This window comes from Edaphosphingomonas haloaromaticamans, from assembly GCF_001853345.1.
GTDB classification, from domain to species: domain Bacteria; phylum Pseudomonadota; class Alphaproteobacteria; order Sphingomonadales; family Sphingomonadaceae; genus Sphingomonas_E; species Sphingomonas_E fennica.
The window spans coordinates 681,716-707,376 of record NZ_MIPT01000001.1 but is presented as its reverse complement, the minus strand read 5'-3'; the positions used below and the strand labels follow the sequence as shown (position 1 = coordinate 707,376).

Below are 25,661 nucleotides of genomic sequence, written 5' to 3'. Positions count from 1 at the left end.
AATCCACGGCAGTTTTTGGCGAAACCCCTGAATCAACGACAGGCTCAGCCGTCAAGCTAACCTGCTGATACCACTCAACTTAATTTCCGATCGGGCTCTCAGAGATACTTTCTGCTTCGCCAGCATGGCTTTGATGAACGTCCATGGGCCACCCTCATTATAGGCTAGCGTTCGGCCGACCAGATCCTGAGGAGTATGTATCTGCGACTTCGCTAGTGAAATGACGCCAACGGGATAGCGTTGAAAGCAGGCGCCAATGATCCTGAGGTCCATCCCTTGGCTGACGCCAAGAATGATGTTCCCAATATCGTTGGTGCCAAAGGTATTGGCTCCTGAGGCCACCAATGCGGCGGAATTCAGGTTTGGCCCGCCGGGCAGGATGTCGACATCGAGGCCGACTTGTCGATAAAATCCCTTCTCTCTGGCCATGATATAGCCAGCAGCCTGCGCGTTGATGAGCCAGGGCAACCGGAGCGAGATTGCTTTGCCATTCGCGCCCGATCGGACGCCGGCCATCTCGGTCGCGCGCAGCGCCAGTCCCATCGCAATCAGAAACGCCAATGCGAGGGCGGTCAGGCCGAGCTTGCGATAGCGGCTCATATCCGATGCGCCCCGCCGAGAACTTGCCAGACCATCAATCTTCCGCCTGCGCTTCAGGCCAATAGAGGCAGAGTTTTTCCGCCAGAACCACGATGTAGAAGAGGATGATCGTGGCTATGGAAGAGATCACGATTGCTGAGAAAAGCATGGTGGTGTCTTGCTGATAGCCGGCTGTGACGATTACCGTTCCGATGCCGAGATTTGCTCCTGTGAACTCTGCGACGATGGCGCCGATTACTGCGGTGCTTGAACTGATCTTCGCTGCGGCGAAGATGTAAGGGAGCGCCGCGAACCAGCGGGCATGGAAAAAACTCTGGCGTTTGCTCGCTCCGACTATGGCTAGAAACTCCATTGCCGGGCGTCCGACCGTCCTCAAGCCCTTTGCTGCGTTGACGAGAACCGGGAAATAGCATGCGATAGCCGAGATCGCGATTTTCGGTGCGAGCCCAAAACCAAGCCATATGGTAAGCAGTGGCGCAATCGCCAGGATTGGAACCGCCTTGATGATAAGCGCCCATGGGAAGAGCGCACGTTCCAGCGTCCGCGAATAGAGAAAAACCACCGCGGTCAGGATCGCTAGAAGGGTACCGATCAGGAAGCCGGCCATGCTTGCCGCCATCGTCGAAACGAGATTCTGAAAGAGCATCGCACGCGCTTCGATCATCTTCGTCAGGATCGCGCTAGGCGCCGGCAGAAGGTAGGTTGCGATATTGAAGGTGCGGACGATCAGTTCCCACGCTACGCCGACTGACAGGAACAGGGCGAACGCTGGCGCGGAACTTCGGAGTTGCGATGCAAAGCGCGGCATAAAGGCGGACTGCTCAGGCCGCATGGATCGACGCCTCGAGTTGGTCGAGCTGGGCGAGGTAGTTCTCTCCATGCTGGCCCCGTCCGCTTGCCTGACGCGGGTTGAGCACCGCCACGATCTCTCGAACCCTGCCCGGCCGTGGCGCCATGATGACGATCCGATCCGACAGATGCAGTGCTTCCGGGAGTGAATGGGTGACGAGGATGATCGTCATTGGCCGCCTGCTCCATATCCGAATCAGCTCATCATGGATTTCACGGCGCGTGAAATCGTCGAGAGCACCGAACGGCTCGTCCATGAGCAGGATCTCCGGCTCGTAGGAGATCGCCCTAGCAATCGAGATGCGCTGGCGCATGCCGCCCGAAAGCTGAGCCGGATAGTGATTGGCGAAATCGCCAAGCCGCATCATGTCAAGCAGCGATCGCGCACGATCAAGGCGTGTATGTGGCTGGCCGATTTCTGCAATGTCGAGAGGCAAGAGGATGTTCTGAAGAACGGTCTTCCATGGAAAGAGCCCGGCCTCCTGGAAGACAAAGCCGAATTTGGTATGGCGCTGATAATCCTCGGTGGTTGTTCCCATAATCGACAGGTGCCCTCCCGATGATTTAGCCAGACCACTAATGATCCGGAGCAGCGTTGACTTTCCACAGCCGCTTCTGCCGACGATAGAAACAATCTCTCTTTGCTGAATTTCGAGGTTGACTTCCGACAGCGCTTGGACGGGACCGCTGCGTCCTTCAAAGGACATCGACACATGCCTTAGCGCTACCGCAGGAACCGCCGATGAAGAAGTGGGAGCGATATTTGAGACGGAATCAGACTGCACTAGCGCCCCCATTTGTAGCTCACACACATAGCTCCGCGCGCATCGTGACCGATCCGCACTAAACATGCTCACGATAATGAAGCATTTTCGCCCTTTCGCACCAGCAGCATTTTTGCGACAAAGTGCTCGAATTTTAGCAGCGGAATGAAAGAAGGGAATCGTCGATGGCAATGATCCGAACGGCGTTGCTGTATTTCGATCAAGCGGTGAAGGATGGTTCGATCCGAAAGGCTGCGGACAACCTGCATGTCGCGTCTTCCGCCGTGAATCGACAACTTCTTCAGCTTGAACATGAACTCGGTGTTGAGCTGTTCGTACGTCTTCCGAGGGGAATAAGGGCAACCGCCGCTGGTGAGGCGGTCTTAGGATATGTCCGTCGATGGAACCGGGAGGCGATCGCGCTCAAGCAAGAGATCGGCGGGCTGCGGGGTGGTATCCGGGGTACGATCCGGATAGCGGCCGCCGAGAGCCTGACGGAGCAAGTGCTGCCCCATGCCATGAGTGCGCTCCAAGTCCGCTTTCCGCTTGTCGACTTTTCGCTTATATCGGGCGACAATTATCGGATCACATCTGAATTACTTGCCAAGGAAGCGGACATCGTTCTTGCCTATGATGCAAAGGCAAGTAGGCGCGCTGACATAATATATACTATCACGTCTGATATCGGTGTCGTAACCACACTTGATCATCCTTTGAGCAAATTAGATAGAATTTCGTTGGCGGATTGTGCCGCATTTCCAATTATTGCGCCGGGTGATGACTGGCTTCGGCATAGCGGATTGGAAGATCTCTTCGCCCAGGATGCCACGGCTCGTCGTGTAGTCGCCCGAGCCGAACGTCCGGGAATGCTGAAATCGCTTGTCAGAGCTGGCTTGGGCATTGCATTCCTATCGTCTCTTGGCGTCAAGCAAGACGTAGAGGAAGGAAAGCTTGCATGGACGCCTATGGCCCCGGGGATCGTTAAGCCCTCCATCGTGGCGCTGATGATCGCCCGGGGGAAGTCGCCGTCTATCTACACGAGTGTATTCATTGAAATTCTCAAGGAAGAGCTGAGAAATTTACAAGAAAGTTAGGCAGTGACTTCCCTCGTGCAGTCACGAAATGGCGGGGTTTCGCAGTCCTCCTCAATATAAATTATCCGCCTCCCAATGAAATCCAAGTATCTTGAATTATTTGCCGGAAGAATCCGACCCCTTCTATCTCGCTCAATTTGACTTTGATTATTTGGCTGTAAAGCGGCGGCATGCCCTGAGTTATTGCATCAATGGCCGATTGCGATATGCGAGGCACAGCGTACTGATATTGCTTCACTGTGTCGAAGGGGCCCTCCATGGTAGAGCCGTAGGCACCGAGTCCCATGTAGCTTTGGCTGGACTCGTTGGGGCTAAGGGCCGTTAAGAATCTACAATACTTCGGATGAGCGAGATATTCGAGTGGATCTTCTGGGTACTGGTCGGGATCGGCCTGATGCGCCTGATGAAGAGTGTACCTTAGCTTCGCATAACCGCGAGTGAGGATCATGAAGGCCGTCATTATCTTGCTGACATTCAAGGCCCCAGAGGTCATGAAGAGAAAGTTATCAAAGGGGTCTATAAGTGCTATGGCCTCGCCCGGCCCTCCATTGGCATGATCTTGTCGCATCGTGTCGGCCATTGCATTCGCAAATGCTACCTGATCGCGTGGCTGGGCTTCTCCATGGAATTCATATTGTAGCGCCCTTTCATCAACGTCAGAAACGGCTTTTCGAATATAGTTATCCTCTGGCAGATCGGCGATGTTTTTGAGCTTGTCGGGTGGAAGATCATGATTGATATCGTCACGCACAGTCTGCAGCGTATCATCAAAGATAACCTCGCAAAGTGCAGCGGTCTGGTCATCGATCACCCCATCGCCCACCGGGAACAAGATAGAAGCGCCTTTGCTTGGCCGGGCAAAGCAGGTCTCTCCACCGATAGCGGGGTAGGAAAATGTCGCCTTGGCTTGGGGTCGGAGTACCGATGGCAGCGTATTGAACGTATCTGAACTGTCGAAATTGATACCGGAGGTATTATCTTCGGCAACCGTAACAGCCCGAAAACCAGCGGTGAGAATTGCGCCGGTACACATGCAACACGGATCTAGGGAAGTCACTATGGTGAGATCCTCCGGCGGCGGGAGCATCACGCCACCATATATCTGCTGATAGTACCAGTCGACCATTTGCCTCTCGCCGTGCGCGGTTGGATCGTGGGGAAATCCATCGACGATTACGGCATTGTGCATCTGCTTAACGATGGTTCCATCCTTGGCTACCATGATGCCACCGACACTGAATGTGCCGCTGCAATAGGCAATGATAGCTTGTTCCGCTGAGAGCTTGGCGGCTTCATCGACTGAACTGATTGTCGCCTTCTCCGATGCCATTTCCATCTCCTCATAAATGCACGCCCAAGGGATTCCCCACAGGGCCTCCTTCCTCAAGGAGAGCAAAGGGCGCGACGGAGGGCTAGAACAGTTTTGAGCGCGACCTGCTCGAAGAAATCGACTGCTCGAAATTGTCACGCGGCGTCTATGACGTCTTAGCGCCTGACACGGAAGCTCCTAAAGCGAAGCAATATCTTACGGTTCTGGGATGCTCATGGTCAATCTTACCGCCGCCGGCGTCTCCGACAGGCCTGACGCTCAAGCGATCGTCGCGTCCGCTGCTAAACAATGGCTCTGAACCAAGCATCTATTTGCTGACGGTGCATACGACCGCACTTGCGTAGACACCGATCCGATTGACGACGTGATCTTGTACGACTTGGGGCGAGACCAACGCTGCACAAGCCGCGTTCGAAACGAGCAGATCGAAAGCGCCGCCTCATCCGTCAAAGTGCGGCATCGCTCCAACGTCAGATAGGGGATTTTACCGCTTTCCAATAGCCTACGGGTGGGGATGCAGCGCTTGATAGGCGTCGACCACTTGCGCAAGGACTGATAATGCCAGCACCCCCGGATCCCTGGCATGGGGGATCACGCCGATTGGGCCGTTGATCCGCGCGATTTCACCCAAGCCATAGCCTGCTTCGACCAATCGGCGGCGCCGCGCCTCACGCACGCCTGCTCCTCCCTGCGCTCCGATGAAGAATGCGGGCGTCTGCAGCGCCCACTTCAGCAAAGCATCTTCCCAATCGTGGTCATGGAATAGCATCACGAGAGCCGTCCAACGATCGACGCGGAGAGAGGTAGGTTCCCTTCCGAGTGCAAGGCCGGTTTCCGGGCCAAGCACGATCGCATCGATACCGAAGGCGGCCGCGAGCTTTTTAAGTGCCCAGCATTCCGGACCCGCTCCCAATATGGCGATGCGCAGCGGCGGTAAATAACATCGTGTGGTCAATAATCCCGGCGACGCATGTTCGGGAAGCGCAAGTTTGATACCCGTGACGGCCCGAGCGTCGATCCGGTCCACAGCCTCCTGCAAGGATCGTTGGTCGGGAAAAGGATCGATGAGGACATCCAGTCCGCCGCCGCAGGGCAAGCGAATATCGATGTATGGCGAGCCCCTCCCATAACGCAGCAACCGAGCTTTTCCTTCAGACCAGGCGATGCTGGCTTGGTTAGCGAGTTCGGCCTCGAGGCAACTGTCGGCGAGGCTGCCGACAATCCCGCCGTCTTGGCCGATGGCAAGTTGGGCGCCACAACGGCGGGAGAAGCTGCCGTCTATTCCGACGATCGTGCAGAGGGCGGCCGGCGCGATCGCCGCGTGCCTTAAGGCATGTTGATCATCGCCGGCTAGGTTCTCCTGTTCGTCCAGTTCGATGCGATGCCTGTCATCGAGTATGCGAGACAATCCAGTAGCCTCATGACCTTCAGTTCGACCCTTGGCGGAATTATTCTTCATGGCGTGGACATGTTCGTTCACGCCATGCCTCGTTCGGCGCGTCGCGAAGACGTCCAAGCCCTATAGACGGAATAGCTGAGGCCGGAGATAAAGACCGCCCACGCGAGCGCTGCGCCAATGATCCTGTCGATATTAGAAGAAGGAGATGTCATGATTGCGCTGCCTGAAGAAAGGTCACAGCTCTCCGTGATCTCCCTTGGGGAGGAAGTTGACTCCAACCGAGAGGGGAGAGAGCCCGAGATGGGAGGCTAGGGATTGGCCTATGTCGGCGAAGGTTTCACGCTGGCCGATATCTCCAGGCTTGATTTTTGGCCCGGTTGCTATGATCGGCACAAACTCTCGGGTGTGATCGCTTCCGGGGTATGTGGGGTCGCAGCCATGGTCCGCCGAAAGAATCAGAATGTCGTCGTCTCTCATACAAGCCAAGAGGGTAGGCAAATCTTGATCGAATCGCTCCAGGGCGCGAGCGTATCCTGGGACGTCCCGACGATGTCCAAATAGGGTGTCGAAGTCGTTGAAGTTGGCGATAATCAAGGCGCCGTCGGGCGCGCGCTGCATTTCCTTCATTAGGACGTCCAGAACGGAGGCGTTCCTTCCCGCCTTGAGAGATGTGCTAATCCCGCGATGGCCGAAGATATCACCCACCTTGCCGATCGAGATCGTTTCGTGACCGGCGGCCTGTGCCATGTCCAATAGCGTCGGACCGTGTGGGGGTGTGACGAGATCCCGGCGATTTATTGTGCGTTGGAAGCCCTGTGCGCTGCTTCCGATGAAGGGGCGAGCGATCACCCTCCCGATGTTCCATCGGTCGGCAATCGAGCGAGCTATTCCGCACACCTCGTAGAGACGCTCCAACCCGAAATGCTCTTCATGAGCGGCGATCTGCACCACGGAGTCAGCAGAGGTGTATACGATCGGACAGCCAGAGCGCACGTGCGTTTCGCCCAGTTCGGCGACAATCTCCGTGCCCGACGCATGGCAATTGCCGAGAATGCCAGGAAGGTCTGCTTCCATGATTAGGGCATCGGTGAAATCATTTGGCATCGCTGGCACAGTCTTAGGAAAGAAGCCCCAATCGAATTCCACTGGAAGGCCGAGCATTTCCCAGTGGCCGCTCGGGGTATCCTTGCCGCGGCTCAGCTCCGCGGCAAATCCGAAAAGTCCCGTAGCTTTTTTGGGTCGTTGTAGAGGCAATGGACCTCCAGCCGCTTCAGCCGCAAGGCCAAGACCCAATTCGATCAGATTGGGGATCATGATCGGTCCTTCACGGAACCCCTCTCGGTCGCCCTGCCCCGAAGAGCAGGCGCGAACAATGTGCCCGAAAGTGTTGGCACCAGTGTCGCCAAACGAGGCGGCATCCGGAGCTTCTCCTACACCCAGCGAGTCCAGGACACAGAGAATGGCGCGCATGAAATATCCCAATCCAAAGTGAGGAGGGGGGCATCCTTCTGCGACACCACCCCATGAAAGATTCGAAATCTTTACCGGAACCAGAAGCTCAGATGCCCGCCATCGCTGCGTCTTGCGTCCGTTGCCGGAGTGTTCAAATAGCCGTCGAAAATTCTGTCGATCTTTGCGATGCGGTATTTGTCGAAGACATTCCGAGCGAAAATTCCCACACGCCACGTGCTGTTGTCAGTGCAAACGCTGATATTGAGATTGGCCACCGAATAGCCTGGAATCGGCAAGTAGGGATCGACTGACGACAGCGCATGCCCCTTCCAAAACAGTTTTCCATTCAGGTCAGCGCAGTAGGCATCGACAACAGGCGGCGTACCAGCGGCTTGGAATTGGCTGTGGATGCACCCAAATCCCGGCCGGCAAGGTGCGCCTAATTTGTTAGCGACACTGGCCGAAGGAGATGAGCATATCATCTCTTCATCACCGCGATTGGAGAGCATTGATCATCATGTCCTTGAATCGAACTGGATCGATATCCTCGACGATCTCGACCAGATGCTCGCCCTGATGGGGGCGGGTCGCCTCGGGCCAGACGTGGGCGGTGCCATAGTTCATGCCGTGGTCGGTATCGACGCGCATGTAAGCCTTGGTCGAGCGGGTGATTAACGTCGGGTCGACGAAGATCGCCGCCGCCAGTTCGTCCCACAGGGGCAGGCCCTTGAGCGAATACTTCGCGTAATAGTCGGACAGAGGCGTCTTCACCGCCGTGATCCGGGCGAGCAGTTCGGGCGTCAGGCGGGTCTTGTTGGTGACGTTGCCGACGATGGTGATGCTAGGGAAGTCCGAGGTCATCACGATGTCCGCCGCTTCCGGGTCGGCCTTGAAGTTAAAGTCGTTGTAGAAATTGGCGTCGTCGGTCACCTGCTTGAGGTTGTTGTCGACCAGCCCGCCCATGATCACCAGCCGCTTCACGTTGGCAGCGAACGTGGGATCGAGGCGCTGCGCCAGCGCGAGATTGGTGAGAGGCCCGGCGGCGACGATCGACACCTGCCCTGGATGTTTGCGGACCTGATCAATCAGGAACGCGACGGCATGGCCGGGCGCGGCCTTGAGCTTGGTCTCGCCCGCGACCATCGGCTGGATGTCGTTCGGCCCGACGGCGGCATGGCCGGGCTGCGGCTCGTTCCACGCGCCCTTCCACGGGAAGATGCCGTGCAGCCGCTCCCACGCGAGGAGTTCGGACTTGCTGCGCACCAGCGGGCGGTCGGCCCCGGCGTGAACGGGAATGTCGGCGCGGCCGATGATCTCAAGGAAGCGCAGCAGGTGGGTGGTGTCGTCGGGGACGTAGCTGTCGCCGAACAGCGNCGTGATGCCNAGCACCTCGACCGAGGGATCCGTGATCGCGGGGACCGCCTGGATGCCGCTTACGGGTACACCGAAGTCGTTGTCGACGATCACCAACTGCTTGGGTGTGGCAGGCTTGGTTGCGGCTGGGGCAGGCGTTGCGACCGTCGAGAGCAGCAGCGTGGCGAAAAGGATGGAGGCAACTTTCATCGCGTGGTCTCTGCGTTCAGGGAATTACGTGTTCGGCGTCAGAAGCATCCTTGCCGAAGAAGAGGTTGAGCAGTACCGCCGAGATCGTCGTCAGCACGATGCCCGAATGGGTGATCGGCGCGAGGGCGGCGGGGACGTGCTGGAAGAAGCGCTCCGAAAGCACCGGGATCAGCCCGACCGCGATCGACACCGCGATCGTCAGCAGCCGCGCGGAGGTTATCTCGACCGAGCCGAGTATGCGCACGCCCGATGCCGCAATCATCCCGAACATGATCAGCCCCGCACCGCCCAGCACCGAGACCGGTACGGCGGCGACCACTGCCGCCAGCTTGGGACACAGTCCGAAGGCGAGCAGGATCACCCCGCCCGCCGCGCACACGAAGCGCGAACGGATACCGGTGACGCTCAGGAGGCCGATGTTCTGGGCGTAGGAGGTATAGGGAAAGGTGTTGAACACGCCGCCGATTAGCGTGCCCAACGCATCGGCGCGCAGGCCGCGCACCAGCGCGGGGCGGTCGGCGGGGCAATCGACAAGTTCGCCCGCAGCCAGGAACATGCCGAACGATTCGACCAGTACGGTCGTCATCACCAGACACATTGCCAGCGACATGGACAGATCGAAACGCGGCATGCCGAACTGGAACGGCTGGACGACGGCGAACCAGTGGGATTGCGCGACGTCGGAAAAGTCGGTCTGGCCGAAGATCATCGCGATCACCGTGCCGATCACCGCCCCCAGCAGCACTGCGCCGCTGCGCACCAAGCCCTTGCCGAAGCGCATCAGCAGCAGCACGACGACCAGCGTGGTCAGCGCCAGCAGCAGGTTGCCGGGCATGCCGTAGCCGGGATCGTTCGACTGCCCGCCTGCGGCCCAATCGACCCCCACGCGCATTAGCGAGAGACCCATCATCAGGATCACGGTCCCGGTCACCACCGAGGGGAACAGCCGTGCCATGCGTCCGACCACGGGCGCGGCCAGCAGCCCGAACAGTCCGGCGACGATCACCGATCCGTAGATCGTCGATAGCGTGATCGCCGGCGCCTGCCCCATCGCGTTGCCGCTGGCGATCAGCGCCAGCATCGGGCTGACCGAGGCGAAAGTGACTCCCATCATGATCGGCAGGCGGATGCCCACCACGCGGCCAAGCCCCAGCGTCTGGACGAGGGTGGCGATGCCGCAGGAAACGAGGTCGGCATTAACTAGCAGCGTCATCGCCTGGGCATCGAGATTGAGCGCGCGCCCGATGATCAGCGGCACCGTGATCGCGCCTGCGTACATCACCAGCACGTGCTGGAAGGCGAGCACGGCCAGCCGTCGCAGCGGCGGTATTTGATTGACGGGATGGATGAAAGCCGAAGCGATGCCGCCGGGGCGGGGAACGGCAGCGGCATCGCTCATTATGCCGTCCTCTCGCCGCCGGGGCGGAGCCTCCTCGTCGGAAAAATCAGGGGTACGGCACAGAGAGACAATGCGCCGACCCCATGCCGCCGTCATGTCAATGCACCGCCCAGGAGAACTGCACGCCGATCGTGCGCCGCGCCTCGGCGGTGGGGGTGTTCAGATAGCCGTCGGTGAAAGCATGGGTGATTTTGGCGACGAAATATTTGTCGAACAGGTTGCGGGCGAACAGGCTGAGCTTCCAGGTGCCGTCCTCCGCGCCGAAGCCGATGTTGCCATTGACGATGGTGTAGGCAGGAATAAGCGTGCCAGGATCGAGCGAGGACAGGGCCGAACTCTTGTAGAAGAGGTTGGCGTTTACCTCGATCATCTTGCCGCCGCCGACCGGACGGTTGTAGCCGCCCGCCAGCGTGTAGCTCCACTTGCCAGTCAGGGGCAGTGAAACCCCGTCCGCCTGGTAGTAGGCTGCCGAACCGCCCGAGGCGGGCACGCAACCCTGAGCCGCCGTCTGGCCGACATAGCAGGCGGCGCGATAGTCGGTGAACTTGGCATCGGTGTAGGACAGGTTGCCCGAAAGATTCAGCCCCTCGATCGGGCGCGCGGTGACTTCCAGTTCCACACCCTGTGTGCGTTGCGCGCCCGCGTTGGTCAGCGACACGATCTTGGTGACCGGGTCGAGCGCCTGGGTCTGGAAGTTGAGGAACTTCGAGTAGAACACCGAGAGGTTGGTGGTCAGCATGCGGTCGAACAGACTCGCCTTGATCCCGCCTTCGACCGACTTCACGATCTCTGGCTTGATGCGCACCAGCGCGGCATTGGTGCCCGCGAAGCCTGGCCCTTTATATCCGCGCGCATAGCTTATGTACGTCATGAGGTCCGGCGTGAGCTTGTACTGCAGCGAGCCGCGATACGAGAAGTCGTCGTTGCCGTAGCGGTCGTGATAGCCGTTCGCCGGGATTGCGGCGCCCAGCACAGTATAACCCGCAATCGGGGCTACCGAGTAGTCCGCCGAGACGGTATCATGCGTATAGCGACCGCCCGCCTCCAGGTTGAGGCCCGGCAGGATGTGCCAGGTCGCATCGCCGAACACGGCGTAGTTCTCGTTCATAGCCTGGTCGTGCTGGAGGCCGCCCGAGTAGGAGTAATACTCTGTGCCTGCAGGCAGGGTGCGGTAGAACGTGCCGTGAGTCTGGAAGAACTGCTCGCCCTTGCGATGGTAGTAGAACACGCCCCCCTGGACGTCGATCACATCGTTCTTCGGCGCCTCGACGCGCAGTTCCTGGCTAAACTGGTGTGCGTTCGACCAGTTCGGGCTGAGGCTGACCTCCAACGGGCCGCCGTCATTATCGGTCTGGTATCTTGTCTTCACCTTGCGATAGGCGGTGATGGACGTGATGGTGAAGTCGCCCGGCTTGTAGGTGAGCGTCAGTGCGCCGCCGCCGCGACGCGACGAGAAGTACGTGTCTGAATCCTGCGCGACGGTCGTGTTGTCCGCGCCGGGGGTGATGTTGTACGGGTCGGCACCCGATCCGTAGCCGTTGGCCGGGGCGCTGGGACCATAGCTGCGGAAGGTGTAGACATAGGCCGGATCGCTGCCGCTGCGCTCTTGGTAGTCGCCGCTCAGGCGTGCCTCGAAGGTCGCGCTGGGCTTCCACAGCAGCTTGGCGCGCACGGCGCGGTCGGTGTAGTCGCCTAGGCGCTTGCCGGTGTAGAGATTGTCGATGAACCCGTCCTGGTGCTGGTACGCGCCCGAAACGAGCGCCGCGACCGTCTCGCCCAGCGGCATGTTGAGGTTCGTGGCCACCCGCATGTCGCTCCGCGAACCATAGGAGATGCGCCCGTCGGTGGAGACAGCGTCGAAGGTTGGTTGCCGGGTGGTGATATTGACGAGGCCAGCGGACGCATTCTTGCCGAACAGCGTCCCTTGTGGCCCACGCAGCACCTCGATCTGCGCCACGTCGGGCAAGGCGCCAAGACCGATGTCGCTCGGCAACGCGATGGGCACGCCGTCGACGACGACACCGACTGATTGCTCCAGATAATAACCGGTGATCGGCGTGCCGACGCCACGTACCTGGAAGACTTCCGAACCGGCGCGGTTCACCTGCAGGCTGGGCGTTAGATACTGGATGTCCTGCGCATTGGTGAAACCTGACTTCTGCAACGTATTGGCCGAAATGGCGGCCACTGCAATGGGCACGTCGAGCAGTCGGGCCTCGCGGCGCTGGGCTGTGACTATGATCTCGTTGCCCCCCTCGGCCGTCCCCGCAGCCTCCTGCGCGCCCGCAGCGGCCGGAAGAATGCACAGCGAGGCAACGCCCGCACCGAGAAACCCTCTGAAATTTTTCATACCGTTAGCCCCCATTATATGTATCAGCAACGGCGCCAGCGCGCCCAGCGAAGTCTTTGATCCTGCCCGGAAATTCGCGCGGCTCGTGCAACGACGTTCAGCCGTCGGGACCGCTTCTCTCGCTGTAATTTGGGTATCGCAACGGTAGCGGCCAGAGAAGCAGCATATTGGGCGCGGATTGCGCGAATTATTAGCGCGCTGCTCCGTACGTGCGCATCTGCGGTCCCATAAGGTTCCGTCAAATCATTTGCGGTCACATGGGTAAAAAGGTGCCACGTCTCCTGCCGGAGCGCTGCTTTGAAGCGGGCGGATTCGCAGACTAGGTCCGTGCATGGCGTCACAGGCCGCGCGAAGGCGGTGACCTGCTATTCCCAGCGATATTCGGCAGTTCTAGCGTAGTAGAAGCGGCGCTTCATATTCGTCGCTTTCGTCCTGCTTGGGGCACCATTTTCCAGATAACGCTGGAAACGTCTAAGAGCTGTCCTGGGGCAACCCTCTCGGCGCGTGCACGCGCCCTCTCCCCGATCGACATTTTGATACATGCTTCGCGCGTGCGGATGGGCCAAGATCGCGTATCCGGTGGATTCGGTCGCGCGCCTGTATCGCACGTCGCAGATGTCGGCGGGCGGGCACAATCCGCGTCCGGCCGCGTTTGGAACGGGTCGGATCCCGGGAATTGGCGACGAAGATGAGGGCGGATCATGCTGGAAGCGGACGATCTGGAGCTCACGCGCAGGACCGTGCTGGTGGGTAGCGCCGCGTCCGTGGCGGCGACGGCCGTGCCCGTGACGGCGGAGGCGCAGCCGCCCGCCCCGCCTTCGCCGGCGATGGCCAGGGTGGCTTTCGTGGTGAACGGGCGCGAGCATGCGCTGGAGCTCGACACGCGCACGACGCTGCTCGATGCGCTGCGCGAGCATCTCCGCCTCGCCGGCACCAAGAAGGGTTGCGATCACGGCCAGTGCGGCGCCTGCACGGTGATCGTCGACGGGCGGCGGATCAATTCCTGCCTGACGCTGGCGGTGATGCACGAGGGCGACCGGATCACGACGATCGAGGGCCTCGGCACGCCGGAGGCCCTGCACCCCATGCAGGCGGCCTTCATCAAGCATGACGGCTATCAGTGCGGCTATTGCACGCCGGGGCAAATCTGCTCCGCCGTCGCGGTGCTCGACGAGATCAAGGCCGGCATTCCCAGCCATGTCTCGGCCGACCTCACTGCCCGCCCCAGGGCGACCAACATGGAACTGCGCGAACGGATGAGCGGCAATATCTGCCGCTGCGGCGCCTATTCCAACATCGCCGAGGCGATGGCTGAAGTCGCGGGGGTGAAGGCATGAAACCCTTCACCTACGAACGCGCCGCCACCCCCGCCGAAGCCGCCGGGGCCGCCGCGCGCACGCCGGGCGCGAGCTTCATCGCCGGCGGCACCAACCTGCTGGACCTGATGAAGCTGCAGATCGAGGCGCCGGCCCACCTGATCGACGTCAACGGTGTCGGGCTCGACCGGATCGAGCCGGCCGGAGACGGCGGGCTGCGCATCGGTGCGCTGGTGCGCAATACCGAACTCGCCGCCGACAAGAGGGTGCGCCGCGATTATGCGGTGCTGAGCCGGGCGCTGCTGGCCGGGGCATCGGGCCAGCTACGCAACAAGGCGACGACGGCCGGCAACCTGCTGCAGCGGACCCGTTGCCCCTATTTCTACGACACCAACCAGCCGTGCAACAAGCGCCGGCCGGGCAGCGGCTGCGCGGCGATCGGCGGGTTCAGCCGCCAGCTTGGCGTGATCGGGGTGAGCGAGGCCTGTATCGCGACGCACCCCAGCGACATGGCCGTGGCGATGCGGCTGCTGGATGCGACGGTGGAGACCGTGAAGCCGGACGGCACGACCCGCGCCATCCCGATCGCGGACTTCCATCGCCTGCCCGGCGACACGCCGCATATCGAGACCGCGCTGGAAGCCGGCGAGCTGATAACCGCCGTGACCTTGCCGAAGCCGCCGGGCGGACGGCATATCTACCGGAAGGTCCGCGACCGCGCCTCCTACGCCTTCGCCTTGGTATCGGTTGCCGCCGTGATCCAGCGCGACGGCAGCGGCCGCGTCGCGCTGGGCGGCGTGGCGCACAAGCCGTGGCGGGTGGAAGCGGCCGAGGCGGAACTGCCGCGCGGCGCGAAGGCGGTCGCCGCCGGGCTGCTCGCCGGTGCCCGGCCCACCCGCGACAATGCCTTCAAGCTGCCGCTGGCCGAACGCACCATCGCCGCGGCGATCGACGAAGCGAGGGCCTGAGCCATGAAGTTCGAGACCCCGGCAGGCGCCAACCCGATCGATCGCGGCAAGGTGGTGGGCCGCCCGCTGGACCGCATCGACGGCAAGCTGAAGACCACCGGCACGGCCCCTTATGCCTATGAGCGGCACGACGTGATCCCCAACCAGGCCTATGGCCATGTGGTGGGCGCGGCGATCGCCAAGGGGCGGATCGTGGCGATCGACCTGGCCGAGGCGAAGGCCGCGCCGGGCGTGCTCGCGATCGTCACCGCCGGCAATGCCGGCAAGCTCGGCAAGGGCCAGATGAACACCGCCCGGCTGATCGCCGGGCCGGAGGTGGAGCATTATCATCAGGCGGTGGCGCTGGTCGTCGCGGAGACGTTCGAGCAGGCGCGCGCCGCCGCGCATCTGGTGCGGGTGGATTATGCCCGGACCAAGGGCGCGTTCGACCTTGCGGCCGCGAAGGATGCCGCCACCATGCCTAAGGGCGACGAGGATTCGCTGGTGGGCGATTTCGCCGGTGCCTTTGCCGCGGCGCCCGTCCAGCTCGACGCCGAATATCGGACGCCTGACGAAAGCCATGCGATGATGGAGCCGCACGCCTCCATCGCCGCCTGGGAGGGCGACAGGCTGACGCTCTGGACATCGAACCAGATGATCAACTGGGGCAAGGGCGATGTCGCGCGGAACCTGGGCATCGCGCCGGAAAATGTGCGGCTGGATTCGCCCTATATCGGCGGCGGCTTCGGCGGGAAGCTGTTCGTCCGCGCCGATGCCGTGCTGGCCGCGCTCGGCGCCAAGGCGGCGGGACGGCCGGTGAAGGTGGCGCTCGCCCGGCCGATGATGGCGAACAACACCACCCATCGCCCCGCAACCATCCAGCGCATCCGCATCGGCGCGACGAAGGACGGCAGGATCACGGCGATCGGCCATGAAAGCTGGTCCGGCGATCTACCCGGTGGCGGGCCGGAAACGGCGGTGCAGCAGACGCGGCTGCTTTATGCCGGCGCCAACCGGATGACCCGGCTGCGCCTTGCGGTGCTGGACCTGCCCGAGGCGAATGCCATGCGCGCGCCCGGCGAGGCGCCGGGGCTGATGGCGCTGGAAGTCGCCATCGACGAGATGGCGGAAAAACTGGGCATGGACCCGATCGAATTCCGCATCCTCAACGATACCCAGGTCGATCCCGAAAAGCCGGAACGCCCCTTTTCCCAGCGCCAGCTCGTCGCCTGCCTGCGCCAGGGGGCGGAGCGCTTCGGCTGGAGCAGGCGCAACGCCACGCCGGGCGCGGTTCGGGACGGGCGCTGGCTGGTGGGCATGGGGGTGGCGGCGGGCTTCCGCAACAACCTGCTGCAGAAATCCGCCGCGCGGGTGCGGCTGGAAACCGACGGCCGCGTCACGGTGGAAACCGACATGACCGATATCGGCACCGGCACCTACACCATCATCGCCCAGACGGCGGCGGAGATGATGGGCGTGGATATCGGCAGGGTGGTGGTGAAGCTCGGCGATTCCGACTTCCCCGTTTCGGCCGGATCGGGCGGGCAATGGGGCGCCAACAATGCGACGGCGGGCGTCTATGCCGCCTGCGTGAAGCTGCGCGAGGCGGTGGCCCAGAAGCTGGGCTTCAACGCGGACGCGGATTTCGCGGACGGGCGCGTCACCAGCGGCAATCGATCGGTGCCGCTGGCGGATGCCGCCCGCGACGGGCCGATCGCGGCGGAAGACCTGATCGAATATGGCGATCTCCACCGCAAATATCAGCAGTCGACCTTCGCCAGCCACTTCGTCGAGGTGGGGGTCGACCGCTTCACCGGCGAGACGCGGGTGCGCCGGATGCTGGCGGTGTGCGCCGCCGGCCGCATCCTCAACCCCAAGTCCGCGCGCAGCCAGGTGATCGGCGCGATGACGATGGGGGTGGGCGCGGCGCTGATGGAGGAGCTGGCGGTCGACAAGCGCTTCGGCTTCTTCGTCAACCACGACCTTGCCGGCTATGAGGTGCCCGTCCATGCCGATATCCCGCACCAGGAAGTGATCTTCCTCGACGAGGTCGATCCCATATCCTCGCCGATGAAAGCCAAGGGCGTGGGCGAGCTGGGCCTGTGCGGCGTGGGCGCGGCCATCGCCAACGCGATCTACAACGCCACCGGCGTGCGCGTGCGCGATTATCCCGTCACGCTCGACAAGCTGATCGCCGGGATGCCCCTTTCGGTCTGACCGTCCGCGCCAACTTAGGATCGGTCGATCGCCCTTAGAACGCCTCCGCAATGCTGAAATAGAGCGCGTTGGAATGCTTGCCCACGGCGAAATCCAGCCGGAGATTCACATTGGTCTTCCGCGATGGCTGGAACCGCAGGCCGCCTCCCCCGGCGGGCAGGAACTTGGTGTCCGTAAGATGGCCGAGGCTGGGGGAGACGCCGCCGACACCGCCGAAGACGACCGCGCCGATCCGCCAGAACAGGTGCTGGCGGATCTCGGCCTGCGCCGCCCAGGTGGCGCCGTCGCGATAGCGCCCCGCCTCGTAGCCGCGCAGATCGTTGTTCATGCCGTAGAGGCACAGATCGTAGAAAGGCGTCCCCTTGGACGCCCCGCACACCGAGGCGTGGAGCGCGAGCACGGTGGTTTTCGACAGCGGCCGATAGACGTTGCCGGCAATGGTTATCTTGTCGCTGGAAAAATCGCTGCCCAGCGCCTTCACGTTGAACATCCACTGGATGTTGAACAGCTCGCCATTGCGGGGGTTCAGGCTGTTGTCGCGACGGTCATAGGTGAGGACGGGGCCGATCTGCGACAGCTTGCTGTCCGCCTCGAACGGCGGAATGTTGAGATCGGGGAAGATCGGATTGGGATTCTTGATCGTCGTCTTGAGATCGAGGAACTGGTAGCGCGGCCCGATATAGACGTTCTTCACGATCCGCATCTGCGCCTGGAGCATCGCGCCCGTGCCCTTCTCGTCCAGCTTCACGGAGACGCCGCGATCGCCGGCATGGGGGCCGATGCCGTAGAATTTGATGTTGGCATTGCCATAGCCTGCAAAGCCGGTGATCCGGAACCGATCATGGTCGAGCGACATGCTGTGGAAGGCGCCGGCTCCCCAGCTGCCGTTGCTCGTCTTCATCACGCCGACGCCGGTTATCCACGGTTCGGGCGACTGGTTGGGGTTGTAGAACATCACGCCCGCCAGCGTCAGCCCGCTGCCCAGCGTGGGGTTCGAAAGCGGGATCGGCACTACCAGCAGGTCATGCCCTCCCGCCATCGCACCCGCGGCCTTGGCGTTCTCGCTCATCTCCTTCACCGGCTCGTCCGGGGGATAGGCGCGGGCGGGAGCGGCCCAGAGGAGGGCGAGGCCGGCGATGGCGACCAGCCGCGAACATATAGTGCAGCGGGTTCCCATCGTCACCTCCGGCCGGATGCCTGGCATGTCGGGATCATAAGGCCGGGCACCGGCGCCCCATATCCGGCTTACTCGGGAGTTGGGCGCGGGGCTTACCCCTAGAAAGGGCCGATCCCGGCGTTCCATCCGCCGATCCAAGAGACTTGCCGATCCAAGAGACTTTATGCCCGCGAACCAGGGTTATCCCCGATGGCAACGGGCGGCCGCGCATTCGATCATGCGGCCGATATTCGCCCGGCCGGCGAAGATGTGGCCGATGGGAGGTCGTATGAAATCCTTGCCCCTGATCGCTCTGCTGCTCACCCTTCCCGCCGTGGCGGCGGCCAAGGACACGCCCACGAAGCAGCGCCCCCCCGCAGGCATGGCCGAAGCGGCCATGATGGCCCACGACAAGCCCAAGAGCGAATCCTGGACATATAAGAAGCAGGGCCTGAGCCTCGCCCCCTACAGCAAGATCATCATCGACAAGACGGTGATCTACAACGGGCCGGACGCCCAGTTCGGCAAGATCAGCGCCGCGGATCAGGCGCAGTTCGGCGAATATATCACCGCCGAGATCGAGATAGAGGTCCAGAAGAAATTCCCTGTGGTGCAGACCGCCGGACCGGGCACGCTGCGCCTCAGGGTGACGCTGCTCGGCGTCGAGGCCACCGCCGGCGGCGTCGCCACCGTCACCCATGTGCTGCCGATGGGGCTCGCCCTCAACGCGCTGAAGAGCGTGGCCGGCAAATCGGGCACGATGACCGGATCGCTGCTGTTCGCCGTAGAGGTATGGGATTCCCAGACCAACGAGCTGCTCTATGCCGCCGTCCGGCGCAAATCCCCCGGCGCGATGGACATACCGGCCACCGTATCGACCGGCGATACCGTGAAGGAAGTGGCCAAGGATCTGGGACGGGACATAGCCGACCGGCTGGACAAGGCGCAGCACCCGGCATCATGATCGAAGGACGCTTCATGGCGTCGATCGCCGACAGGACAAGCTGATCGAAAGGCGCAAGCGATGTTGAAGGGAACTGCCGTCCGGGTGGCCGCCTTGTGGCTTCTGGCCGCCCTGCCCGCCACCCCCTCATCGGCGGCCAAGCCGCCCGACACCTGGGATAATCTCCACAAGATCCATTCGAAGAAGATGGATTATGTCTATCTGCTGCCCGGCGCCGATTTCCGCACCTATACCAAGGTGATGCTGGATCCGACCGAGGTGGCGTTCGAAAAGAACTGGCTGCGCGACTATAATAATTCATCCGTCGCCATGACGATGCGGCTGAGCGATTCCGATGCCCAGCGCATCCTTTCGCAGGTCCAGACGGGCTTTCACGACATATTGAGCAAGGCCTATGCCAAGGGCGGCTACCAGGTGGTGAACGCCTCCGGCCCGGATGTGCTGCGGCTACGGACGGCGGTGATCAACCTTTCGGTGACGGCGCCCGATACGATGCCGGCGGGCCGGGTGCGGACCTTCTCCCGCGATGCCGGCGGCGCGACATTGGTGCTGGAAGCGCGGGATTCGCTGAGCGGGGCGGTGCTGGGCCGCGCGGTCGATTCCCGCGATATCGGCGACAGCATGCCCTATTTCCGCAACAGCGTGACCAACCGGGGCGCCTTTTCGGACGTGTTCGATCGCTGGGCGAAGATCAGCGTCGACGGGCTGGGCGAACTGAAGGCGCAATCGCCGATCGACGCCGACGGCCTCCAGAAACGCTAGGCCGGGTGGGCAACCCCCGGCCGGAACGACTACCGGATAACGAAGCGCCCCCGCGCGCCTGCCTGATGGCCTGAATGTCCGGGGAAACAGCCCCCTCCTCCGTGATTCCCGCGCAGGCGGGAATCCATTGTCTGGGGCGCTATCGACTCAATCAAGCGAGCCGCGTCCATGGATCAGCCAGGCTGGCCCGCGGCTCCCGCCTGTACGGGAATGCCGGGGCCGCTTCCTTCGGCATCATTGCGGCGGATTGACCACGATATATTGCACCGTGGTCCCGGAATATTGCGGTTGATACCAGACCGAGCCGCAACGCTGATAGGCGAAGTTGTTGACGACCACGGTGGAGCAGCCGGAGGGCAGCGCCGTCACCACCGATCCCGTCGTCACCACGGTGGTGGTGGAGTGCGATGAGGCCGCGGCCGCGCCGACCACCGCGCCGGTGACGGCACCGACAGCCAGGCCGGCGCCGAAGCTGCCATTGTCATCCCAGTCGCCACCATAATAACCGCCGCCATAATAGCCGCCATGCACGTCGACATTGACGTTGCGATTGACGTTGCGGTTCACGTTCCGATTGACGTTGTGGTTCAGGCTGACGCGCGATGAATCGCGCACGCGCAGCGTGCCGGCATTGCCGCCGCCGGGCCGGGCCACGGCCGGGCGGGCGGCGGGCCGCGCCATCGCCGGCCGCGCCGCGCCCCCGCCGCGCCTTGCGCGCTGCGGCGCCATTGCGAGCTGGGTGGGCCGTTCTATGCCGGGAGGCGTCGCCAGCGCGGGCGCGACGGGCGTCAGCGTCGTGGCTGCCAGCAGCAGGCCGGCGATCGCGCCGATACGAAACGTGCCGTTCATTGCCTTCCTCCCTTGGCGGCGCCGGGATCGACCTGCCCGAACGTGATCTGGTGGCTGCCCGCAGGCGGCGCGAAGGTGAATTGCGCATCGGTGAAGCGCTTGCCGGTCGTCCAGTCGAGCACGACCGTCGTCTGCGGTTGCGCCGGATCGTCGGTGTTGACGATGACGAGCTTGCACGGCAGCGCGGACTCCGCCTGGTCTATCCACAGCTGCCAGTCGGCGCCTTCCTGCCGGAAGGCATAATGATCGCAGGAGCGGGTGCCGATCCGATCCCATCCGGCGTAGAGCGCCTCCTCGATCCGATCGACGGGGAAATCGGGCGTGCCCCATTCGAACAGGTCGGCCAGCGGCGTTTCGAGACCGTAGCGATCGGTCGCGATCCGCAGCATCTCGCGGATCGTGGGGGGTGCGTCGAAGCTGGCATAATAGCCGGTCTTGGGGCCGAAGACGGTGAGCTTGCGCCCGTCATAATAGATGCTGCGCTGCTTGCGCGCGGAATCCACGGTGATCAGCAGCCTGTCGGGCTGGCGCACGTCCATGGTGAGCAGCGACGATCCCTGCAGCTTCTGCCCGGTTTCCAGCACGTCCTCGGTGGTGAGGTCGGCACGAAGCTCGAACGCGGTGAGGGCTCGCAGCGCCGTGCCCATCCGATCCAGCGCCTGCTTCACGCGCGGCGGGATCGGCTGGGCCTGCGCGGCTTGCGGGGCGGCGGCGGAAACCGCGGGTGCCGTTTGCGCGGCCGCCGCGCCCGGCGCGGCCCCCGGCGCGGCCATCGCCATGCAGATGGCGACGGCAACCTTGCCTGAACCAGCACGCATCTTCGTCCTCCTATGTCCTATGTCCAGGCTGCCGGCCCGCCGGTAACGCCATCCCGGAACGCAGGCCGGCAGGCGGCATGCACCGCCTTCCGCGGCCGGGGATCGGGCCGCCTTCAAGGCGCACCCGGCGGCGGCGCGACGACGAGATATTGCACCGCCGTCCCCACGAACTGGGGCTGATACCAGACGGTGCCGCATCGTTCGTAGGTGACGGCCCCGATCGGCGTCGCCACGCAACCCGCCGGCAGCACCGTAACCACCGTGCCCACGGTGCCCGTGGCGGCAGCGGGAACCACCACCGTGGTATCGGACGAGGCGGCTGCCGAGCCGATCACGGCCCCCGTCACCGCGCCAAAGGCCATGCCCGCCGCGAAATCGTCATCCCCCCAATCGTCCCAATAAGGGCCCCAGCCCCATGCCGGCGGCGGCGGTGGGGGTGGAGGCGGCGGCAGGGGCGGCCCCGGCGGGCGGGGGCCGGGACCAGGGCCGGGATGGGGGCCTGGCGATGGATCGGGATGCGGGCCGGGGCCGGGCTTCGGCGGCGGCACGCCTCCGCCGTTCCAGCCCGGATCGACGCCGTGATCGAAATGGCGGACGCTGCCGGAATCGCCGCCGGGCCGCATTCCGCCCGCCGGCCCATGCTGCGGCAAGGCCCGGCCATGCATGGCGCCACCGCCCATCCGGCCGGCGAAATTATGGCCGATCCCCATGCGGGCGAGGCGCGCTTCCGCCGCGGAACCGGCGATCGATGCCGCGACCGCCACCAGCGCGGCGCCGGCAAGGACGATCCCGCGCGCGATCATGGCCGGTCTCCCTGTTCGGCGACCGTGGACAGCTTGACCGGCGTCACCGCCGCCGTGGGCTTGAAGGTGAAATGGTCGGCCGGCAGCGCCACGCCGGGATTCCATTGCAGCAGCGCCGAGAATGCCGGCTTCATGGGATCGTTGCGCGAGGTGATGACGATCTTGCGCGGCAGGGGCTGGCTGCCGCGCTGGATCCATATCTGCCAATCGAGATCGGACTGGCGATAGAGATACTGGTCGGTATCGACGCCCGCTATGCGCGCATAGCCGACATAGACCGCTTCCTGCAGATCATCGGCGGTATCGTGGCCCGCCGCCCAATAGAAGAAATCGGGCAAAGGGAAGATGAGATCATATTTTTCCGCCGCGTCGACCAGCAGATCGCCGACCGCGCCGGTGCGGGAAATGGTGGCAAAATAGCCGTAGCGCGGCGCATATATGGTCAGCGCCTTGCCGTCATAATAAAGCCGCCGGATCATCCTGTCCGATCGCCAATCGACGAAAAGCTTGTCCGGCTTGGAGAATTCGTAGCGGACCCGGCCCGAATACTGGACCTTCAGATCATCCCCGACGACATCGTCGATCGTGGTTTCCGCCCGCAGCTCGAAGGAATTGATCTGGCGCAGATAGGCGCGGAAGGCTTCGAACGCCTTTACCGCCACCGGATCGATGCTGCCCGATCGCGCCGCCGCCGGGTCCGGAGCCGCCATCGCCGCGGGTGAAGCTGGCACCGCCAGGGCGAGAAGCGCCGCCAGGGAGGCGGCCGCAAAGGCATCTCTGGGGATCGTGATCGACATGGACGGGATCTCCGCAGCCAATGCCTGCGAACCTATCCCCCTGCCCGTCGCCAACAATCGGGAAGAACCCCGATACCGAACGGCAAAACCATGCAGGCAGGCCGGCGGCGATCCGATCCGGCCGCCGCCAGCCTCGCATGCAGCCGGCGCGCGGGCGGGCGGGGTGCGAGACCATAATATCCCCAGGCGGGCTCAGGGATTGTCCCGATGTTCAAGCGCCCCGCCCGATAGGACCATGCCGTGCCCCGCAGGAGGTGGTTCCGTCATGCCGCGCATCACGCCCCGATTTTCCATTCCCCGATTTTCCGTGCCATGCGTCGCGGCGATCGCCGCCATCGCGGCCTGCCCCCATGGCGCCCGGGCTTCGGAGGGGGGCGCCAGCCTCTATCTGCTGGGCTCGGGCGGACCGGAGACGGCGATATTGCCGCCGCTGAAGGGCGTGTATCTGGACAATGAGATCTATGTTTACGACGGCAGCTCCAGCGCCAACCGCCGCTTCATCACGGGCGGCAATATCGTGGCCGGCCTGGACGCGACGATCGTGGCCGATTTCGCCAGCACCCTCTGGGTGCCGACCACCAATTTCCTGGGCGGCACGCTGGCCGTGGGCGCGATCGTGCCCGTCGGCGCGCCGATGGTGAATGTCGACGCGGTGATCGAAGGCCCGCTGGGCAACCAGTTCAACATATCCCGCCGGGATTCGTCCCTGCTGCTGGGCGATCCGGTGGCGACGGCGATGGTGGGGTGGACGACCGGGAAGCTGCACCTGCAGTTCGCCACGCTGCTGAACGTCCCCGTGGGCCATTATCGCGAGGGCCGGCTCGCCAACCTCGCCTTCCACCGCTGGGCGGGCGACGCATCCTTCGCGGCGAGCTGGAACGATCCCAAGGCGGGCTGGGACATTTCCGGCAAGGCCGGCTTCACCTTCAACGGCACCAACAAGGTGACCGATTACAAGACCGGCACGGAATTCCACCTGGAGGCATCCGCCGAGAAGACATTTTCCCCCAAATTTTCCGCGGGCATCCAGGGATATTGGTTCAAGCAGGTGACGGGCGACGGCGGCGAAGGCGCGCGGCTGGGCAGCTACAAGGGCGAGGTTTTCGGGGTGGGCGGCACGGTGGCCACCCATCTCGTCATGGGCCGGTCGCCGGCGACCGTCCGCCTGCGGGTGCTGCGCGAATTCGACGCGACCAACCGGCTGGAGGGCACCTCCGTGATGCTGGGGCTGAGCCTGCCGCTGCACATGGAAATGCCGGCGGCGCCACCGGCGGAGTAGCTTCCCGGGGCCGATCCGCCCTCCCCGCTTCCCGCTACGCGCCCGAGGGCGCCGGGCCCTCCGCCGCCAGCCGCCGCTTTATCCATGCCTGGTAGGGCATCATGACGATCATGCCGACGAGGATGAACAGCAGCACGGCGGCCGATATGCTCTTGTCGCCATGGTTGGCGCCTGCAAGGGCTAGCGCGATGCCGGGATGCCGCATGGCCGCCGCGAAGGCGAGCGTCGCCCTGTCCCCCAGCAGCGGGCCGCCCAGCAAATGTCCGCCCAGCAGCGCGAGGACGGCGATCACGGCCATGGCGACGATCGTGCCGTCGCCCACCAGCCCGGTGAGTTCCGGCCAGACCCCGAGGATGATCGGGACGAAGGCCAGTATCACCAGCGCCATGGCGATCTTGACGATTACGGGTGCCGCGCGCCGCGCGCGCTCCGGCGCCAGCCAGCGGCCGAACAGCAGGCCGATCACCAGGGGGATGACGACGCCGATGAACACGTTGCTGGCGACGACCGCCGGAGGGAATATCGCATGGGCCGCATAAAGATGGGTCAGAATGATGCCCCATAGCGGCACGGTGATTACCGACAGCGCTGCCATCGCATTGTAGAGGCCATAGGCATAATCGTTGCGTCCGCCGAATTTCATCATCTTGCCCGGCACCAGCGGCGGGACCGGCGATATCGCCATCAGCATGATGCCCGCGCGCGTCGCATGGGAAACGGGAAAGACGGCGATCACCGCGATGGCCACCAGCACGGGGATGACGCTGACGGCCAGCAGCGCCTTCGCTAGCAGCGCCGGGCGGCGAAACACGTAAAGCAGGTCGCCTCGCGTCGATGCAGCCCCAACCGCCACCACCAGCAGGGCGAGGCTGAAGGTGAGGAGCAAGGGAACGAGTTGCTTGAGCAGTTCCATGATCGGGCCGCCTGTCTGGTTTTCCCAGCAATGGACCGGA

23 protein-coding genes are annotated in these 25,661 nt (G+C 63.1%); 7 read left to right on the top strand and 16 right to left on the bottom strand.

The window, feature by feature from the left end; translation table 11 throughout:
- Positions 1-51: 51 nt before the first annotated feature.
- Genes BHE75_RS03230 through BHE75_RS03220 form a run of 3 tightly spaced genes read right to left on the bottom strand, consistent with a single transcriptional unit; the run spans position 52 to position 2,156 of the window.
- Positions 52-600 carry an ABC transporter substrate-binding protein gene (locus tag BHE75_RS03230; protein ID WP_070932363.1) on the bottom strand — a complete coding sequence of 183 codons (549 nt, stop codon included), beginning with the start codon at positions 598-600 and terminating at the stop codon, positions 52-54.
- A 34-nt stretch (positions 601-634) separates the two neighbouring features.
- Positions 635-1,432 carry an ABC transporter permease gene (locus BHE75_RS03225; protein WP_191225138.1) on the bottom strand — a complete coding sequence of 266 codons (798 nt, stop codon included), beginning with the start codon at positions 1,430-1,432 and terminating at the stop codon, positions 635-637.
- The gene (locus BHE75_RS03220) at positions 1,422-2,156 is read right to left on the bottom strand and encodes an ABC transporter ATP-binding protein (protein WP_191225137.1); all 735 of its coding nucleotides are present in this window, start codon (positions 2,154-2,156) and stop codon (positions 1,422-1,424) included. Before BHE75_RS03220 ends, BHE75_RS03225 begins: the two co-directional genes overlap by 11 nt.
- 242 nt (positions 2,157-2,398) lie before the next feature.
- On the opposite strand from BHE75_RS03220, the gene BHE75_RS03215 reads away from it, so the two are divergent.
- Positions 2,399-3,307: a LysR family transcriptional regulator gene (locus BHE75_RS03215; protein WP_070932360.1), complete on the top strand. Its 909-nt coding sequence runs from the start codon at positions 2,399-2,401 to the stop codon at positions 3,305-3,307.
- A 61-nt stretch (positions 3,308-3,368) separates the two neighbouring features.
- On the opposite strand, the gene BHE75_RS03210 is transcribed toward BHE75_RS03215, so the two are convergent.
- From BHE75_RS03210 to BHE75_RS03180, 7 genes are all read right to left on the bottom strand, one after another.
- Entirely contained in the window at positions 3,369-4,637 is a 1,269-nt protein-coding gene (locus tag BHE75_RS03210) for a nucleoside deaminase (protein ID WP_191225136.1), read from the bottom strand.
- 502 nt (positions 4,638-5,139) lie between these two features.
- On the bottom strand, positions 5,140-6,117 hold the full coding sequence (locus BHE75_RS03205) for an XdhC family protein (protein WP_139181622.1): 978 nt from the start codon (positions 6,115-6,117) through the stop codon (positions 5,140-5,142).
- Between the two features lie 153 nt (positions 6,118-6,270).
- Positions 6,271-7,506 (bottom strand): phosphopentomutase, encoded by a 1,236-nt coding sequence (locus BHE75_RS03200; RefSeq protein WP_070932356.1) that lies wholly within the window; start codon positions 7,504-7,506, stop codon positions 6,271-6,273.
- Between the two features lie 71 nt (positions 7,507-7,577).
- A complete protein-coding gene (locus BHE75_RS23885; protein WP_139181621.1) occupies positions 7,578-7,997 on the bottom strand; it encodes a hypothetical protein in 420 nt (139 codons plus the stop codon).
- Positions 7,978-9,051, bottom strand: a complete 1,074-nt coding sequence (locus tag BHE75_RS03190) for a nucleoside hydrolase (RefSeq protein WP_070932352.1) — start codon at positions 9,049-9,051, stop codon at positions 7,978-7,980. Before BHE75_RS03190 ends, BHE75_RS23885 begins: the two co-directional genes overlap by 20 nt.
- Before the next feature lie 16 nt (positions 9,052-9,067).
- Entirely contained in the window at positions 9,068-10,450 is a 1,383-nt protein-coding gene (locus BHE75_RS03185; protein ID WP_070932350.1) for a nucleobase:cation symporter-2 family protein, read from the bottom strand.
- Between the two features lie 97 nt (positions 10,451-10,547).
- Positions 10,548-12,800, bottom strand: coding sequence for a TonB-dependent receptor (locus tag BHE75_RS03180; RefSeq protein ID WP_191225135.1), 2,253 nt, complete (start codon positions 12,798-12,800; stop codon positions 10,548-10,550).
- A 701-nt stretch (positions 12,801-13,501) separates the two neighbouring features.
- Here BHE75_RS03180 and paoA point away from each other — a divergent pair.
- Genes paoA through paoC form a run of 3 tightly spaced genes read left to right on the top strand, consistent with a single transcriptional unit; the run spans position 13,502 to position 17,280 of the window.
- On the top strand, positions 13,502-14,137 hold the full coding sequence (paoA, locus tag BHE75_RS03175; protein ID WP_070932346.1) for an aldehyde dehydrogenase iron-sulfur subunit PaoA: 636 nt from the start codon (positions 13,502-13,504) through the stop codon (positions 14,135-14,137).
- Entirely contained in the window at positions 14,134-15,084 is a 951-nt protein-coding gene (locus BHE75_RS03170; protein ID WP_070932344.1) for an FAD binding domain-containing protein, read from the top strand. The genes paoA and BHE75_RS03170 overlap by 4 nt, the downstream gene beginning before the upstream one ends.
- 3 nt (positions 15,085-15,087) lie before the next feature.
- Entirely contained in the window at positions 15,088-17,280 is a 2,193-nt protein-coding gene (gene paoC, locus BHE75_RS03165; protein ID WP_070932342.1) for an aldehyde oxidoreductase molybdenum-binding subunit PaoC, read from the top strand.
- Positions 17,281-17,314: 34 nt separating this feature from the next.
- Here the strand turns inward: paoC and BHE75_RS03160 are convergent, their stop codons facing one another.
- Positions 17,315-18,484 carry a BamA/TamA family outer membrane protein gene (locus BHE75_RS03160; protein ID WP_191225134.1) on the bottom strand — a complete coding sequence of 390 codons (1,170 nt, stop codon included), beginning with the start codon at positions 18,482-18,484 and terminating at the stop codon, positions 17,315-17,317.
- Positions 18,485-18,725: 241 nt separating this feature from the next.
- Here BHE75_RS03160 and BHE75_RS03155 point away from each other — a divergent pair, with 241 nt between their 5' ends.
- Together BHE75_RS03155 and BHE75_RS03150 are read left to right on the top strand one after the other, a co-directional pair.
- Positions 18,726-19,400 carry a DUF3313 domain-containing protein gene (locus BHE75_RS03155; RefSeq protein WP_191225133.1) on the top strand — a complete coding sequence of 225 codons (675 nt, stop codon included), beginning with the start codon at positions 18,726-18,728 and terminating at the stop codon, positions 19,398-19,400.
- A gap of 60 nt (positions 19,401-19,460) precedes the next feature.
- Entirely contained in the window at positions 19,461-20,162 is a 702-nt protein-coding gene (locus BHE75_RS03150; protein WP_070932338.1) for a DUF3313 family protein, read from the top strand.
- 234 nt (positions 20,163-20,396) lie between these two features.
- Here BHE75_RS03150 and BHE75_RS03145 read toward each other — a convergent pair whose 3' ends face one another.
- The 4 genes from BHE75_RS03145 to BHE75_RS03130 form a co-directional block, all read right to left on the bottom strand.
- Positions 20,397-21,011 (bottom strand): hypothetical protein, encoded by a 615-nt coding sequence (locus BHE75_RS03145; RefSeq protein ID WP_070932336.1) that lies wholly within the window; start codon positions 21,009-21,011, stop codon positions 20,397-20,399.
- Positions 21,008-21,829: a DUF2092 domain-containing protein gene (locus BHE75_RS03140; protein WP_191225132.1), complete on the bottom strand. Its 822-nt coding sequence runs from the start codon at positions 21,827-21,829 to the stop codon at positions 21,008-21,010. Before BHE75_RS03140 ends, BHE75_RS03145 begins: the two co-directional genes overlap by 4 nt.
- 113 nt (positions 21,830-21,942) lie before the next feature.
- Complete coding sequence (locus tag BHE75_RS03135; protein ID WP_070932334.1) at positions 21,943-22,632, bottom strand: hypothetical protein; 690 nt, start codon at positions 22,630-22,632, stop codon at positions 21,943-21,945.
- The gene (locus BHE75_RS03130; protein ID WP_070932332.1) at positions 22,629-23,429 is read right to left on the bottom strand and encodes a DUF2092 domain-containing protein; all 801 of its coding nucleotides are present in this window, start codon (positions 23,427-23,429) and stop codon (positions 22,629-22,631) included. Before BHE75_RS03130 ends, BHE75_RS03135 begins: the two co-directional genes overlap by 4 nt.
- Before the next feature lie 265 nt (positions 23,430-23,694).
- On the opposite strand from BHE75_RS03130, the gene BHE75_RS03125 reads away from it, so the two are divergent.
- On the top strand, positions 23,695-24,708 hold the full coding sequence (locus tag BHE75_RS03125; protein WP_070932330.1) for a SphA family protein: 1,014 nt from the start codon (positions 23,695-23,697) through the stop codon (positions 24,706-24,708).
- A gap of 34 nt (positions 24,709-24,742) precedes the next feature.
- Here the strand turns inward: BHE75_RS03125 and BHE75_RS03120 are convergent, their stop codons facing one another.
- Positions 24,743-25,621 carry a Na+-dependent transporter gene (locus tag BHE75_RS03120; RefSeq protein ID WP_070932328.1) on the bottom strand — a complete coding sequence of 293 codons (879 nt, stop codon included), beginning with the start codon at positions 25,619-25,621 and terminating at the stop codon, positions 24,743-24,745.
- Positions 25,622-25,661 lie beyond the last annotated feature (40 nt).